Here is a 15,087-nt window from a genome sequence, read left to right on the forward strand (position 1 = left end):
GGACACTTCGCACAAGAGTCTTCCGGTAGCGGATTCGTCCCGGAGGTCCCACGCCCGGACCCTCGCGCTCTGTAGTGTCGCGGGCATGCGTAGGGCACTCGGGGTCGTCATCACCATGCTGGTCGCCGTTCTGGCGCTGGCCGGTTTCGCGGTTCCGGCGTCGGCGGACGCCGGTGACGAGATCAGGAACTTCAAGATCGAGTACGTCGTCTCCGCCGACGGCGTGCTGCACGTCAAGGAGACGATCGACTACGTCTTCGGCAGCACCGGCCGGCACGGCATCTACCGGGACCTGGTCACCCGCGAGCCGTACAAGGACGACGACTCGAAGGACCAGGAGTACCAGGTCTCGAACATCAAGGTCTCCACGCCCACCCCGAACGTCTCGGCCGAGTTCACCACCGACACGTTCAAGGAGAACAACGACCGCAACGAGAACACCCAGATCAAGATCGGCTCCGCGAACAGCACGGTCCCCGGCACCGAGGCGACGTACGTGATCTCGTACGACGTCCGCGGTGCGCTGCGGAACTTCGCCGACCACAGCGAGCTGTACTGGGACGCGACCGGTAGCGCCTGGTCCGCGGTGATCAATCAGGTGACCGTCAATGTCACGGTCCCGCAGGGTGTGACCCAGGTCGACTGCTTCTCCGGCGAGGCCGGTTCGACGCAGACCTGTCCGCAGAAGTCGGTCGTCGGCCAGCAGGGTGTGTTCGGCGCGTCCCAGCTCGAGCGTGGCCAGCAGTTGACGATCGTCGCCGGCATCACGGCAGGCGCCGTACAGAACGACACCCCGATCCTGGTCGACCCGCCGAACTGGCTGGAGCGCAACGGCCTGTCCTGGTTCTCGCTGATCGGCGCCGGCGTGGTCACCGCGATCTCGATCGTCCTCGCCGCCGTCTACGCCAAGTTCGGCAACAAGGACCAGCGGTACGCCGGGATGCCGCCGGGCACGTTCCCGCCGGACGGGGTCGCGGCCGAGCCGGTGAAGGACGAGCTGAGCAAGGACCAGCTCCCGGTCGCGTTCTCGCCGCCTCGCATCCCGGTGGCCGAGGGCGGGCTGCTCATCGACGCCAAGGCCACCACGGTCGAGACCGCCGCGACGCTGATCGACATGGCGGTGCGTGGCGGCGTACGGATCGACAACACCGGTGACTCGCAGAAGGCTGTCCTGCTGAACCCGGCGGTCGCGACCGCACCGCATGAGCAGGCGCTGATGTCGGGGCTGTTCCCGACGCTCCAGCCGGGTTCCGAGGTGCTGCTCAAGCGCGGCGCAGTCGGGGACAACACCATGCGGACCGCGCACACGTCGATGATCACCGCGCTGCGGGAGCAGGTGAAGCAGCGTGGGTGGTACCTGCGGATGCCGCGCGCCGGTGGTGGATCCGTGTTCAAGAACGGCTTCGGCTGCGCGTGCATGGCGATGATCGCGATCTGGGTGTTCGGCGCGGGCTTCGCCGGGACGATCACCGCGGCGGCGACCGGCGGCGCGGGCCGGGCGGTGGTGATCGCGATCCCGGTGATCGCCGTGATCGTTGCCATCGGCATCTGGATCGGGATCCGTGGCCGCGGGCAACGGAACCCGGCCGGGCGCGCGGTGACGGATCAGCTGGTGGGTTTCGAGAAGTACCTGGCCACGGCCGAGGCGGACCAGCTGCGGTTCGAGGAGGGCGAGGACATCTTCTCGAAGTACTTGCCCTGGGCCATCGCTTTCGGGATCGCCGACCGTTGGCAGAAGGTGTGCGAGCAGCTGGTCGCCGCGGGTCGGCTGACTCCGGATCCGGTTTGGTACTACGGGCCGTCGTACTACACGTCCGGCTGGACCGCGGGTGCGGTCGGCGCGACCGTCGCGAGCACCTTCGACCCGCCGCCCACACCGTCCAGCTCGGGCGGTGGAGGCGGCAGCTCGTCCGGCTTCAGCGGCGGGTCCTCCGGCGGCGGTGGCGGCGGGGGAGGCGGCGGCAGCTGGTAGATCAGCTGGGCGGGGCTGCCGGTGGGCTGCTGGGCAGGGCTGCTCGCGGGTCCGCGGGCTGGGTCAGACCGTTCCGCCGGCGGCCGGGGGAGCCGTCGGGTCGGCGGCTGCGTCACCGACGACCTCGCGGGCGAGGAAGTCCTCGAGGTGGAAGAGGTTGTCGCCGGCGCGGTTGGCCACGTTCACGAGGGTCTTCATCGCGGCGACCTCCTCGACCTGCTCCTTGAGGAACCACTGCATGAATTGCTCGCCGATGTAGTCGCTCTCGTCCCGCGCGGTCCGGGCCAGCGTCTCGATCTGCTTGGTGACGGTGATCTCCTGCGCCAGCGCGAGCTCGAGCGGCTCGAGCGCGGTCTTGAAGTCGGACTCGACCTCGCCGACCGACGGGATCTGCGGCCGGATGTCCTTGTCCAGCAGGTACTGGACCATCATCATCGCGTGATTGCGCTCTTCCAGTGACTGCTTGTAGAAGTGCGCGGCCAGCTGCGGAAGATCCTGGTCGTCGTACCAGACAGCGACTGCCACATATTGCTGTGACGCGGTGAATTCGTTCCGGATCTGCTCGTGCAGAAGCTTTTCGTACGTGCTCATCCCGTCAATCTACTCTGCCCCAACACGATCACCGGGGTATCACCGCCGGGCAGCCCGATCCGGACCGTCGTGTCCGTCACCACCACATCGATGCCCTCGGCAAGCGCCTGCGGCCGCAGCCCGTCCCGCGTGAGCACGACGGCGTTCACCAGCACGAGCGGCCGACCATGGTGCCGGGCGGTCAGGTAGGGCGTCGCCGAGTGCGCACCGAACGGGTTCACGCCCACGGCCCGATGCACTGCGGCGGTCTCGTACCCGTGCAGCCCGACCACCGCCGACACCAGACCGTCCGCGTTCCGCGCCGATGCCGCCAGGCCCGCCTCGGCGCTGCTGGTTGCCTCGGGCAAGGAATCTCCGGCGACGGCGAAGCCCGCGCTGCGGACCTGGGCGCCCTCCGGCCCGTCGACCAGGGCGCACCGGATCTCCCAGCCGTTCCACACGACCGAGGCGACCTCGATCGCCCACGGCCCGTCGTCCCCGAGCCACGCCCGGTGCCACGACGACGCCGTACGCCCGTCGACTCCCAGCCGCCGGATCCGACCCCGCCCACTGGCGACGCCGTCCGGCGACACCAACGAGATCAAGTTGTCGATCCCGGGCTCGTGGTCGGACAGGTCCGGACCGGCGTGGTTCGCGTACGCCAGCCGGTTGTAGTGCGGATCGCCCGCGGGCTCCATACCCTCCGGCTCGGCGACCGGCGCATGGTCGGCGCCGTGGTTCACCAACTGCACGACCTGGTCGTGCCGGCTCGCGTGCACGATCCATCCCGGCTTCGGCATCGCTCGTAGTTGATCGGCGTCATCGAGCGGGATCGAGTCCTCCGGGTCAGCCCACACCGGGTGCTCCGGCGGCAGGATCAGCCCGACGAACCCCTTCGAGGCCCAGTACGGCGATCCAGGCCCGAAGTACTGCTGTGTCGTCGGCAGGAACGTGTCGTACCACCCGAGCGTCAGCACGCCACGCTCGTCCGGCACGCCGTGCTGCACGAAGTGCCGTGCAATGCCCGAGCACAGCCGCCGCGTCTGCCCCGGCGTCAGGGGAGTGGAGTCGAGCAGCGCGCCCATCCAGTACGGCGCTGCCGCGGCCATGCGATAGGTGAGCGACCGCCCCTGGTAGATCGGCGCGCCGTCGTTGCCGACGAGGTGCACCGCGTCCTCGAGGAACAGCCTGATCCGCTCGCGATACAGCTTCAGCCGGTCCTCGTACTGCGCACCCGGCGTCGCGGCGGCCATCCGCGCCCACAGTCCGGGGTAGAGGTGCATCGCCCAGCCGATGTAGTTGTCGAAGTTCTGCCCGTCGCCGTCGGAGTACCACCCGTCGCCGACGTACCAGTCCTCGATCCGGTCGAGCCCGCCGTCGATGTCGTCCTGCGAGTACGGCGCTCCGACCGAGGCGAGGAACTGCTCGCTGACGACCTGGAACAGCCGCCAGTTGTTGTCGTGCGTCGTGGAGCCGATGAACCCGCCGAGCCATTCCGCGACGTGTTCCTGTGCTCGCGTATCGAGGCGGTCCCAGATCCACTCGCGGGTCTCGTGCAGCGACACCGCGATCGCCGCGGCCTCGACCATCTGCTGCGACCGCTCGGTGAGCCGCAGCCACGACTCGGGGTGGTCCGGGTTCGCGCCGTTCGCGACGCCGCGTGCGTACCGCTCGATCAGGTCCTCGCAGCCCTTGCCCTGCACGCCGGCGATCCGGAACGCAGCCAGCATGAACGATCGGGCGAAGCCCTCCAGCGCGTCGGACGCCGTACCCGATCGGCTCGGCCGCCCGGGCAGCTCGATCAGCGAGGCGGCGGGGGAGAAGTACGGCACCAGCGAGTCGAGCAGATGATCCGCCAACGCCTCCCAATGCTTACGGCTCCAACCGGTCTGCCGCGAGAGAACACGGTCGGTATCGGGCAGGACGAGGCGGGTCATGCAAGCCTTCCGAGTTCATCCGGGGTGATGGCGTGTTCGAGGGGTTGGCCGGCAGCGAGGTGTTCGAGTTCGCTCACGGCCATCTCGCCGAGGCGGGCGATCTCGTTGCCGACGGCACCGGCGACGTGCGGGGTGACGAAGACGTTCGGCAGGTCGAGCAGGGGCGAGTCCGGCGGCAGCGGCTCGGGATCGGTGACGTCGAGTACGGCGTCGATCCGGCCGGAAGCGCACTCGGCCAGCAGCGCCTCGGCATCGATGATCTTGCCCCGCGCGGTGTTGATCAGCACCGCGCCGTCCTTCAGCAGACCGAGCAGTCGCCCGTCGACCAGGCCGACCGTCTCGGGAATCAGCGGCGCGTGCACGCTGAGGATGTCACTGCGCGTGAACAACGCGTCGTTGTCGACCAGCTCAGCACCGAGCGCGGCCGCCTGGTCCGCGGTCAGGTACGGGTCGCTGATCAGCACCTCGAGGTCGAACGCGCGCAGCCGCTCGGCGACCATCTTCCCGATCCGTGACGCTCCGAGCAGGCCGACCGTCGTGCCGTAACTGCCCGGCATCGCGTGCGGGTCGGCCTTCCGCCGTTCGATCCGGTACTGCGCTGCGAGCCGGAACGCCCTCTTCCCGGCGAGCACGATCGCAGCGACCGTGAACTCGGCGACCGGTTGCGCGTTGGCGGTGGCCGCCGACGAGACCTGGATGCCGCGGTCGAACGCGGCCGGGTCGACGATCGCCTTGACCGAGCCGGCCGCGTGCAGGATCGCCTGCAGCTTCGGCGCCGCGTCGAGGACCTCCGGACCGATCCGCGGGCAGCCCCAGCCGGTGAGCAGTACGTCGACGTCCGGCAGCGCCGCGCGTACGGCGGGGTCGGCCAGGAAGCTGGTCCCGGGGCCGACCGGGAGCACGGTGGCGATCGCCTCGAGCCGCTCCCGGACCCGCGGCACGAGGACGCGGGTCCTGGCGTCGTCGTGCATCGCCAGCATGACGGTCAGGGCGGAATCTGGTTCGCTGCTCACGACGAACAACCTAGCAAGCGCTTTCCCAACCTGTCTCTCCGACCGCCGAGTCTTGGAACATCCTGAAAGTTTTGCCCGGGCCGGAATGTGTCCGGCCGCGTTGGGCGTTGTCTCCTTCAGAGGGCAGGATAGAGGTGCCTACCCGCCCTGATGGCAACCGCGAAGGAGAACGACGATGCTGCGACCGGACGACCTCTACGAGATCGTCGACGAGTCGGTGGCGACCGGCCCGGCGGCGACGCCGAAGGTCATGGTGCACTCGCTGGACGGGTTCATGGACGCGGGTCAGGCCGGCCGGGTGACTGCCGACCACCTGCTCGAGGTGCTCGACCACCGGCTGCTCGCGCGGTTCGACATCGACCTGTTGCACGACTACCGGGCCCGGCGGCCCGAGGTGACGTTCGCCGAGGACCGGTTCACCGACTACACGCCGCCGCACCTTTCGCTGCACCTGCTGACCGACGATGCCGGCGTCGAGTTCCTGTTGCTCGAGGGCGCCGAGCCGGACAACCACTGGGACCGGTTCGCCGCTGCGGTGCGTCAGCTGATCGAGCGCTACAACGTGACACTCACGGTCGGCGTCCACGGCATCCCGATGGGCGTGCCGCACACCCGGCCGCTCGGCCTGACCGCGCACGCGACCCGGCCCGAGCTGGTCACCCGCTCGAACATCTGGGACGGCGAGATGGTGCTGCCCGCGAGCGCGGGCACGATGCTCCAGGTGCGCCTGGGCGAGGCCGGCAAGGACGCGATGGGCTTCGCCGTCCACGTCCCGCACTACCTGGCCGAGAACCGCTTCCCGGGCGCCGCGCTGGCGCTGGTGCACGCGATCTCCGCCGCGACGGGCCTGCTCCTCCCTAGCAAGGCCCTGCTCGACGAGGCCGCCGTCACCGGCCGGCTGGTCGACGAGCAGGTCGAAGCCTCCGACGACGCAAGCGCAGTGGTCAAGGCGCTCGAAACGCAGTACGACGCTGCTGAGGGCTCGCTGTCCCGCAAGAGCCTGCTGGCTGATTCGACCCCGTCCGCCGACGAGCTCGGCGCCGAGGTGGAGCAGTTCCTGGCCGAGCTGAACCGCGAGGACAACGAGTAGGAGCCCGCTGCGGGTTCGGCGTACCGGCCTGTCAGGATGAGGCATGCCTGAGTCGCTGGAGGATCTGGTCGAGCTGCTCGACCTGGAGATGATCGACGTCGACCTGTTCCGGGGTCGTCAGCCGCAGACCTCGATGCAGCGGGTGTTCGGCGGCCAGGTGCTGGGTCAGGCGCTGGCCGCCGCGAGCCGCACCGTCGACCCGGAGCGGATCGTGCATTCGCTCCACGGGTACTTCCTGCGCGCGGGTGACACGTCGGTACCGATCGTGTACCGGCCGGAGCCGACCCGTGACGGTGGCTCGTTCAGCAGCCGGCGGGTGGTGGCGTCGCAGAACGGCAAGCCGATCTTCTACATGTCGGCGTCCTTCCAGCGCCCGGAGCCCGGCCTCGATCACCAGGACCCGATGCCGGACGACGTCGTACCGCCGGAGGAGGCACCTCGGTTGGCGACTGTTCTGGAAGCGCGGTCGGGGCGCGCGGCAGCGGACTGGGATCGCGAGTGGGCGGCGCTCGACGTACGCCTCGCGGGAGTGACCGGGCGGCAGTTCTGGATCCGTGCCGCAGGCAAGCTTCCCGATGATCCCGCGCTGCATGCGTGCGTGCTCGCCTATGCGAGTGACCTGACGCTGTTGGGGGCGAGTCTGCTGCCGCACGGCATCGTCATCGGTGACCGCCGGATCCAGCCGGCGTCGCTCGACCACGCGCTCTGGTTCCACCGGCCGTTCCGCGCCGACGAGTGGTTGCTGTACGACCAGTCGTCGCCTTCAGCGTCGGGCGCTCGTGGCTTCGCGACCGGCCGGCTCTATGCCCAGACCGGCGCGTTGATCGCGTCGGTGGCGCAAGAAGGTCTGATCCGGCCGGTCGGTCTGGACTCTGATCTGCTAACGTAGAAACGTGATCAAGCGCGCAGTAGTGACGACGACGCCGAGGTTCGTCCCGGCGCGCTGACATCTGACTGTCTACCGAAGCCCCGGGGCGAGTGCCCCGGGGCTTTGTTGTGTCCGGTGGTCGCTCGCTCCAAAACTCTTGGAGGAATCATGTACGACCACCGCAAGCTCGGCCGCGAACTCGGCCTGTTCGACTCCGACCCGCTGATCGGCGCAGGCCTTCCTTATTGGCTGCCCGCAGGCGCCGCCGTACGTCGCGCACTCGAGAGCTACATCTCCGAGGTCGAGCGAAGAGCCGGCTACCAGCAGGTCTATTCGCCCGTGCTCGGCAAGCGCGAGCTGTACGAGATCTCGGGCCACTGGGCGAAGTACCACGAGGACATGTATCCGCCGATGGATATGGGCGGTGAGCAACTGATCCTCCGGCCGAGCATCTGCCCGCACCACGCGCTGATGTACCGCTCCCGCTCGCACAGCTACCGCGAACTCCCACTCCGGTACTCCGAACTCGGCGGCCAGTACCGCGCCGAACTCTCCGGCGCGATCGGCGGTCTCAGCCGCGTCCGCGCCATGCAACTCAACGACGCGCACATCTTCTGCCGCCTCGACCAGGTCGCCTCTGAGGCTGCGTCCGCGCTGTCCCTGATCAACCAGGCGTACGCCGATATGGGGATCAGCGCCTCGCGTTATGTGCTTGCGCTGCCCGCGGAGGACGCGAAGTTCGGTGACCCGTCCAGCAAGTACGTCGGTGACGCCGCCAGTTGGGCCCAAGCCGCTTCGTTGCTCCGCGATGTCTTGGAGGCGGCAGGCATCGACTACGAGGAGGCTCCCGGCGACGCGGCGTTCTACGGGCCGAAGATCGACATCCAACTGGAGGATTCGGCCGGCCGCGAGTTCAGCCTGTCGACCGTCCAGATCGACTTCCACCAGCCGGCCGCGTTCGGGCTCGAGTACATCGGTGCCGATGGCAACAAGCATCGTCCGGTGATGGTGCACCGGGCGATCGTCGGCAGCATCGAGCGGGCGATGGCACAGCTGATCGAGGTACACGGCGGGGCGTTCCCGGCGTGGCTCGCGCCGGTGCAGGTCGTCGTACTCCCGATCTCGGACGACGAGGAGAAGCGTGCCGCCGAGGTGGCTCGTCGTGCGGTGGATCGCGGGCTGCGGGTGGAGGTCGCGCACGCGGACGAGGGGAGTCTCGGCGCGCGGATCCGCGAGAACCGATTGGCGCCGTACCAGGCTGTCATCGGGGCGCGTGAGGACGGCGCTGGTTTGCTCGCGGTCCGGGAGCGCGACGGCGGTCGGTGGGAGCCGGCTCCGATCGGGGAGGTGCTCGATCGGATCGCGGAGCTCAGTTCTCCTGCAGCTGTCCGATCAGGTGAGTGACCTCATGCGACTCGTCGTAGAGCGCGAAGTCGAGGGTCTTGCCGGTCTGCTGGTAGCCGAACTGGACCCGGGAGGGCAGCAGTAGTGGCTTACGGAAGTCGACGCGGACCGTGAACGCGTCCGGCAGGTGGCCGGCGCGCTGGATGGACGCGAGCGCGGCGGCCTTGGCCCACATGCCGTGGGCGATCTGGCGCGGGAACCCGAACGCCTGAGCGGTCAGCTTGAACAGGTGGATCGGGTTCCGGTCGCCGGACGCGCCGGCGTACCGGCGGCCGAGGTTGCCGCGCAGGTCCCACCAGGCGTCGGCCGAGAGGACCGGGTCGGTCAGCAGGTCCGCGTGTGCGCTCGGCGTGCCGGCCGTGCGGCTGAGCAGCGTGGTCAGATCGCTCCACACCAGCTCGTGGTCGACGAAGACCTCGCTGATGATGTCGAAGACGGTGCCCTTCGGGTGCGGGCGTTCCGGCGTACTGTGCACGCGGATCGCCGGCTCGGCGTGGATCGGGATCGGCTGCTTCTGCGTGATCGTGTTGGACAGATGCACGATCCCCATCGGCTTGTACGGGAACGAGGGGTCGGACATCAGGTCCAGGTGCAGCGGGAACGCCAGGACATGCGGGTACGTCGGCGGCAGCGCGGGCCCGGCCTGGAAGCCGGTGACATCGCGGTACGCCGTGAGGTGGTCCTGGTCGATCGCCGACCGGGGCAGCTCGAGCGTCAGGCCGTCCTCGTCCGGCTCGTAGTCGGCCCTCCTGAGGGTTGCGCGGACCGTCCGGGCGTAGAGCTGGCCGAACTTCGGCGAGTCGTCGTACCGTCGGGTCGGCATGTCAGGCGCCCAGCATGCTCTGGCCGCAGACCCGGACCACGTTGCCGGTCACGCCGGCCGAGGCCGGATCCGCGAACCACGCGATCGTCTCGGCCACGTCGATCGGCAGCCCGCCCTGCTGCAGCGAGTTGATCCGGCGGCCGACCTCGCGGATCGTGAACGGGACCTTCGCCGTCATCTCGGTCTCGATGAACCCGGGCGCGACCGCGTTGATCCGGATGTTGCGATCGGCCAGCTTCGGCGCGAGCGCCTGGACCAGGCCGATCACGCCTGCCTTCGAGGTCGCGTAGTTCGTCTGGCCGTTGTTGCCGGCGATCCCGGCCATCGACGAGACCCCGATGATCGAGCCGCCGTCCTTCAGCGCGCCGGACTCGATCAGGTGCTCGGTGATGCGCTCCGGGGCGCGCAGGTTCACGTCGAGTACGGCGTCCCACGCGTCGGTCCGCATGTTCGCCAGCCGCTTGTCCCGGGTGATACCGGCGTTGTGGACGACGATGTCGAGCCCGCCGTGCTGCTCCTGCGCGTGGGCGGCGATCCGTTGCGGGGCGTCGACTGCGGTGACGTCGAGCAGGAGCTCGGTGCCGCCGAGGCGGGTCATCACCTTGCGCAGCGGGTCCGCGTTCTGCGGTACGTCGACGCCGATGATCGTCGCGCCGTCGCGGGCCAGCGTGTTCGCGATCGCTTCGCCGATACCGCGGGCGGCACCGGTCACCAGGGCGATCCGCCCGCTCAGCGGCCGGGTCGGGTCGTTGCTGACGAGCGGGCCGGTGCCGATCCGGGCGACCTGGCCGTCGACGTACGCGGACTTGGGGGAGAGGAAGAAGCGGAGCGTGGAGTCGAGCTGCTCGTGGGCGTCCGGGGCGACGTACACGAGGTTGACCGTGGCGCCGCGCTTCACCTCCTTGCCGAGGGAGCGGGAGAAGCCCTCGAGCGCGCGCTGGGCGACGTGCTGCTCGGTGGAGGTCGCCAGCTCCGGCGTACGGCCGACGACGATCACGCGGCCGGCCGCGGCGAGCTGGCGGATGACGGGGGAGAAGAAGCGCTGCAGGCTGGTCAGGTCAGCGGTGGTGGCGGCGCCGGTCGCGTCGAAGACCAGTGCCTTCGGGCGGATGCCGATCGACGCGACGCCTTCGGTCGCCGTACTGAACGAGGCGCCGATGTCGCGCAGCAGGGCCTGGATCGCCTTGCCCGCGTCGGTCTCCCCGATCGCGCCGAAGACGACCGGCCCGTCGATCACCGGCGACCCCTCGACCCAACGCTGCAACGGCGTCGGGTCGGGCAGGCCGAGGTTCTTGACCAGGGTCTGCCCGAGCGGTGTCCGGGTGAAGGTCTGGTAGCGGTCCGTCATCTCAGCTCCTACTTCTCGAGGATGGCGACGACACCCTGGCCGCCCGCGGCGCAGATCGAGATCAGGCCCCGGCCGCCGCCGTTCTCGTCCAGTTGCTTGGCCAGCGCGGCGACGATCCGCCCGCCGGTCGCCGCGAACGGGTGACCCGCGGCCAGCGAGCTGCCGTTCACGTTCAGCTTGTCCCGGTCGATCTCGCCGAGCGGCGCGTCCAGGCCGAGCCGCTCCTTGCAGAAGATCGGATCCTCCCACGCCTTCAGCGTCGACAGCACCTGCGAGGCGAACGCTTCGTGGATCTCGTAGTAGTCGAAGTCCTGCAGGGTGAGCCCGGCTCGCTGGAGCATCCGGGGTACGGCGTACGCGGGGGCCATCAGCAGGCCCTCGGCGCCCTTCACGTAGTCGACCGCGGCCGTCTGCGAGTGGGTCAGGTACGCGAGCGGGCGCAGGCCGTGCTCGGCGGCCCACTCGTCGGTGCTCAGCAGGACGGTCGAGGCGCCGTCGGTCAGCGGGGTCGAGTTGCCGGCGGTCATCGTCGCGGTCTCGCCCTTGCCGTACACGGTCTTGAGCTTGGCCAGCTTCTCCAGGCTCGTGTCGGGCCGGAGGTTCTGGTCCTTCTCGAGACCGAGGTATGGCGTGATCAGGTCGTTCTGGAAGCCGCGGTCGTACGAGGCGGCGAGGTTGAGGTGGGACTTGAGGGCAAGCTCGTCCTGCGCCTCGCGGGTGATGCCCCACTCGAGCGCGGTCAGCGCGGCGTGGTCGCCCATCGACTTCCCGGTCCGCGGCTCGGCGTTGCGGGGGATCTCCGGTACGACGTCCTTCGGGCGGACGCGGGCGAGGACCTTCAGCCGGTCCGGGTACGTCTTGGCGCGGTTGAGGTCGAGCAGCACGTTGCGCAGGTGGTCGTTGACCGCGACCGGCGCGTCGGACGCGGTGTCGACGCCACCCGCGATGCCGGCGTCGATCTGACCGAGCGCGATCTTGTTGCCGACCAGGATCGCCGCCTCGAGCCCGGTGCCGCAGGCCTGCTGGATGTCGTACGCCGGGGTGGTGGCGGCGAGCTTGGAACCGAGGACCACCTCGCGGACCATGTTCCAGTCGCGGGCGTGCTTGAGGACCGCGCCGGCGACCACCTCGCCCACCTCCTGACCGCCGAGGCCGGCCCGGTCGACCAGACCGTTGAGCGCTGCGGTGAGCATGTCGGAGTTGGAGGCGTGCCGGTACGTCTTGTCCTGCCGGGCGAACGGAATCCGGTTTCCGGCGACGACGGCCACCTTGCGGGTCTCGGTCACGATGTCTCTCCTTTGGACTTTCGTGCGGTGGCGGAAGGTCGCTTGAGTGCTTTACGCCCCACAGCGGTCGCGAGGGTCGCGGTGATGGCAGTCTCTCGCACGGTACCGACATCCGCGTGATGCACCACCGGATGCCCGGGCTGGCCGCTCGACACGATCAGCCCGACCCTTGCCATATGCAACGACCCGAGGGTCTGCGTGTACAGGTGATTGGCCAGGTAGGCGGTGTCGACCTCGTCGAACACGCCGGTCCGCTGGCCGGCCTTGAGGATCGCGGCGATCCGGTCGAGCGGCGCGGCCATCGCCGTACCGAGTTTCATCATCACGGGCTCGGTGATCTCGCCGAACAGTTCCTCCCCGGTCCTGCGGAGCAGACTCATCGCGCAGTCCGTGAAGGCCGGGTAGGTCAGGCAGAAGTCGACGAACGTTTCACTGAGCGCCTTGAGGCGGTTGAGCGGGGCTTTTCTCGGATTGTCACTGTTGGTGAGCTGGTCGTTGAGCTCGCCGAGGTAGTCGACCAGAGTCAGCGCGAACAGCTCTTCCTTGCCGGCGAAGTGCCGGTAGATCAGCGCCTTGTTGATCCCGACCCGCTTGGCGATATCGTCGATCTGGGCGTCGATCGTGCCGCGCTCGTCGAACAGCTCGCGGGTGGCCCGGATGATGTCCCGCTCCCGGTCGCGCCGACGCTCCGCCGTGGTCCGGCGGCGTCCGATCGCGAGCAGCGCGGAGCTCATGGATCGATCTTAGCCACAGCGGTACCCTCCGGTGCAAACGACGGTTACACTCGTCGGTAACATCGTACTGCCCCTTCCTGTTCGCCGGAGGATGTTGATGACCATGACCGATCCGAAGTCCGCTGTCTCCGCCGACGTGATGGCGTTGGCCGGTGAACTCGGCGCCGAGCGGTCCCAACCGGGCTGGAGCTCGTTCTCGCTCGGGCTGAACGACGAGCAGAAGGAGATCCGCGACTGGGCCCACTCCTTCGCGGCCGACGTGATCCGCCCGGCCGCGGCCGAGTGGGACGAGCGCGAAGAGACCCCCTGGCCGGTGATCCAGGAGGCCGCCAAGATCGGCCTGTACGGCCTCGACGCGAACATCAACCTCTTCATCGATCCGTCCGGCTTGCTGATGCCGCTCGTGCACGAGGAACTGTTCTGGGGCGACGCCGGCATCGGCATGTCGCTCAAGGGCACCGGCCTGGCGTCGTCCGCGATCTTCTCCAACGGCACGCCCGAGCAGTGGAGCGAGTGGATGCCCCGCTGCTACGGCACGCCGGACGACGTACGCGTGGCTGCTTTCTGCTCGTCGGAGCCTGGTGCTGGTTCGGACGTGTCGGCGATCCGCACGCGGGCTGTCTACGACTCGTCCTCGGACGAGTGGGTGATCAACGGCCAGAAGGCCTGGGCCACGAACGGCGGCATCGCCGACATCCACGTCGTCGTCGCCACCGTCGACCCTTCGCTCGGCACCAAGGGCCAGGCCGCCTTCGTCGTACCGCGCTCCGAGGTCCGCGGCCTCGAGCAGGGCACCAAGCTCCGCAAGCACGGCCTCCGCGCCTCCCACACCGCAGACGTCTTCTTCGACAACGTCCGCATCCCCGCCGCCAACGTCCTGGGCGGCAAGGAAAAACTGGACGAACGGCTGGCCCGAGCCCGCGAAGCTACTGGCACCACCGGCCGGAACGCCTCGATGGCCACCTTCGAAATGACCCGCCACATCGTCGGCGCCCAAGCCATCGGCATCGCCCGCGCCGCCTACGAGGTAGCCCTCGACTACGCCAAGACCCGCGAACAGTTCGGCCGCCCCATCATCGACAACCAAGGCATCGCCTTCAAACTCGCCGACATGGCCATGGAAATCGACGCAGCCAGGTTGCTGGTCTGGCGCGCAGCCAACATGTCCGCCGCCCTCATGCGAGGCGAAACCCCCGACTACCGCCACGGCGAAGGCTCCATGGCCAAACTGAAGGCCGGCGAGGTCGCCGTAAAGGTCACCGAAGAAGCCATCCAAATCCTCGGCGGCAACGGCTACACCCGCGAATACCCCGTAGAACGCATGCACCGAGACGCCAAGATCTACACGATTTTCGAAGGTACGTCGGAAATCCAGCGCCTCGTCATCGCCCGAGCCATCTCCGGCATGCGAATCAGGTAAGGGCAAGCCCCCGCACGCTACGCAGGCGCTACTTTCGTCGCTCCGCTCCTCAAACGCGCCTGCTATGCGTGCACCCCGCCCACCCCCGGGCTTATCGCCCGGAGCATCCCTTCCGGCTATCGCCGGACCTTGCCGGCTATCGCCGGCGCCCTGCGGCTACCGCCGCGTTGCGCTCGCTACCGCTCGCGAGCGACCGCCCCGTGCTGCCGCCGACCGCCACCAATCAACAATCACGTCCCGGGCGCGGGCAGCCGCCAAGGTTGTCGACGCGCAAACTTGCTGGCGTGATCGTCCGGCGGCTGTGCCGCAGGGGCTACGAACCCAGCCGCCTGGCCGAGATTGGTGCCGGACAATGCAAACACTCAGGCAACTGGGACGCGGTCGACCCGCTCCCTCTACTCGACCCGTTCGCACACGGCGCCGAAGGCACTCACCGCATGACGAACGTCCCCAGAGCCCGACCAACAGCTGAATCACACACGCAATTCAGGGGCTTTCGTCGATTCGCGCGCAGGCGACTGTCACGCTGCAGCAGATCTACACCATCTTCGAAGGCACCTCCGAAATCCAACGCCTCGTCATCGCCCGAGCCATCTCAGGCATGCGCATCAGGTAGACGTTT

At 68.7% G+C, this 15,087-nt stretch carries 13 protein-coding genes; 6 read left to right on the forward strand and 7 right to left on the reverse strand.

Features of this window, described 5'->3' with window-relative positions:
• Positions 1-85: 85 nt before the first annotated feature.
• Complete coding sequence (locus FDA38_RS17335) at positions 86-1,972, forward strand: DUF2207 domain-containing protein (protein WP_137255041.1); 1,887 nt, start codon at positions 86-88, stop codon at positions 1,970-1,972.
• A 63-nt stretch (positions 1,973-2,035) separates the two neighbouring features.
• On the opposite strand, the gene FDA38_RS17340 is transcribed toward FDA38_RS17335, so the two are convergent.
• From FDA38_RS17340 to FDA38_RS17350, 3 genes are read right to left on the reverse strand one after another with little or no spacing between them, the layout of a single operon-like run.
• The gene (locus tag FDA38_RS17340) at positions 2,036-2,563 is read right to left on the reverse strand and encodes a ferritin (RefSeq protein WP_137255042.1); all 528 of its coding nucleotides are present in this window, start codon (positions 2,561-2,563) and stop codon (positions 2,036-2,038) included.
• Positions 2,560-4,479 (reverse strand): DUF2264 domain-containing protein, encoded by a 1,920-nt coding sequence (locus FDA38_RS17345; protein WP_137255043.1) that lies wholly within the window; start codon positions 4,477-4,479, stop codon positions 2,560-2,562. Before FDA38_RS17345 ends, FDA38_RS17340 begins: the two co-directional genes overlap by 4 nt.
• A complete protein-coding gene (locus FDA38_RS17350) occupies positions 4,476-5,492 on the reverse strand; it encodes a hydroxyacid dehydrogenase (protein ID WP_233714768.1) in 1,017 nt (338 codons plus the stop codon). Before FDA38_RS17350 ends, FDA38_RS17345 begins: the two co-directional genes overlap by 4 nt.
• A 175-nt stretch (positions 5,493-5,667) precedes the next feature.
• Here FDA38_RS17350 and FDA38_RS17355 point away from each other — a divergent pair, with 175 nt between their 5' ends.
• The 3 genes from FDA38_RS17355 (at position 5,668) to thrS (ending at position 8,854) form a co-directional block, all read left to right on the forward strand.
• A complete protein-coding gene (locus FDA38_RS17355) occupies positions 5,668-6,582 on the forward strand; it encodes a proteasome assembly chaperone family protein (protein ID WP_137255044.1) in 915 nt (304 codons plus the stop codon).
• Between the two features lie 43 nt (positions 6,583-6,625).
• The gene (locus FDA38_RS17360; RefSeq protein WP_137255045.1) at positions 6,626-7,471 is read left to right on the forward strand and encodes an acyl-CoA thioesterase; all 846 of its coding nucleotides are present in this window, start codon (positions 6,626-6,628) and stop codon (positions 7,469-7,471) included.
• A 147-nt stretch (positions 7,472-7,618) separates the two neighbouring features.
• On the forward strand, positions 7,619-8,854 hold the full coding sequence (gene thrS / locus FDA38_RS17365) for a threonine--tRNA ligase (protein WP_137255046.1): 1,236 nt from the start codon (positions 7,619-7,621) through the stop codon (positions 8,852-8,854).
• On the opposite strand, the gene FDA38_RS17370 is transcribed toward thrS, so the two are convergent.
• The 4 genes from FDA38_RS17370 to FDA38_RS17385 are packed head-to-tail and all read right to left on the reverse strand — an operon-like array spanning position 8,820 to position 13,045.
• Positions 8,820-9,677, reverse strand: coding sequence for a MaoC family dehydratase (locus FDA38_RS17370; RefSeq protein ID WP_137255047.1), 858 nt, complete (start codon positions 9,675-9,677; stop codon positions 8,820-8,822). The genes thrS and FDA38_RS17370 overlap by 35 nt on opposite strands.
• Position 9,678: 1 nt before the next feature.
• Entirely contained in the window at positions 9,679-11,025 is a 1,347-nt protein-coding gene (locus FDA38_RS17375; RefSeq protein ID WP_137255048.1) for a 3-oxoacyl-ACP reductase, read from the reverse strand.
• Positions 11,026-11,033: 8 nt separating this feature from the next.
• Complete coding sequence (locus tag FDA38_RS17380) at positions 11,034-12,311, reverse strand: acetyl-CoA C-acetyltransferase (RefSeq protein ID WP_137255049.1); 1,278 nt, start codon at positions 12,309-12,311, stop codon at positions 11,034-11,036.
• Positions 12,308-13,045 (reverse strand): TetR/AcrR family transcriptional regulator, encoded by a 738-nt coding sequence (locus FDA38_RS17385; RefSeq protein WP_137255050.1) that lies wholly within the window; start codon positions 13,043-13,045, stop codon positions 12,308-12,310. Before FDA38_RS17385 ends, FDA38_RS17380 begins: the two co-directional genes overlap by 4 nt.
• A gap of 97 nt (positions 13,046-13,142) precedes the next feature.
• Here FDA38_RS17385 and FDA38_RS17390 point away from each other — a divergent pair, with 97 nt between their 5' ends.
• Positions 13,143-14,465, forward strand: a complete 1,323-nt coding sequence (locus FDA38_RS17390) for an acyl-CoA dehydrogenase family protein (protein WP_233714769.1) — start codon at positions 13,143-13,145, stop codon at positions 14,463-14,465.
• A gap of 535 nt (positions 14,466-15,000) precedes the next feature.
• Complete coding sequence (locus FDA38_RS43685) at positions 15,001-15,081, forward strand: hypothetical protein (protein WP_380090520.1); 81 nt, start codon at positions 15,001-15,003, stop codon at positions 15,079-15,081.
• Positions 15,082-15,087: the final 6 nt, after the last annotated feature.

Source organism: Kribbella jiaozuonensis (assembly GCF_005233875.1).
GTDB lineage: Bacteria > Actinomycetota > Actinomycetes > Propionibacteriales > Kribbellaceae > Kribbella > Kribbella jiaozuonensis.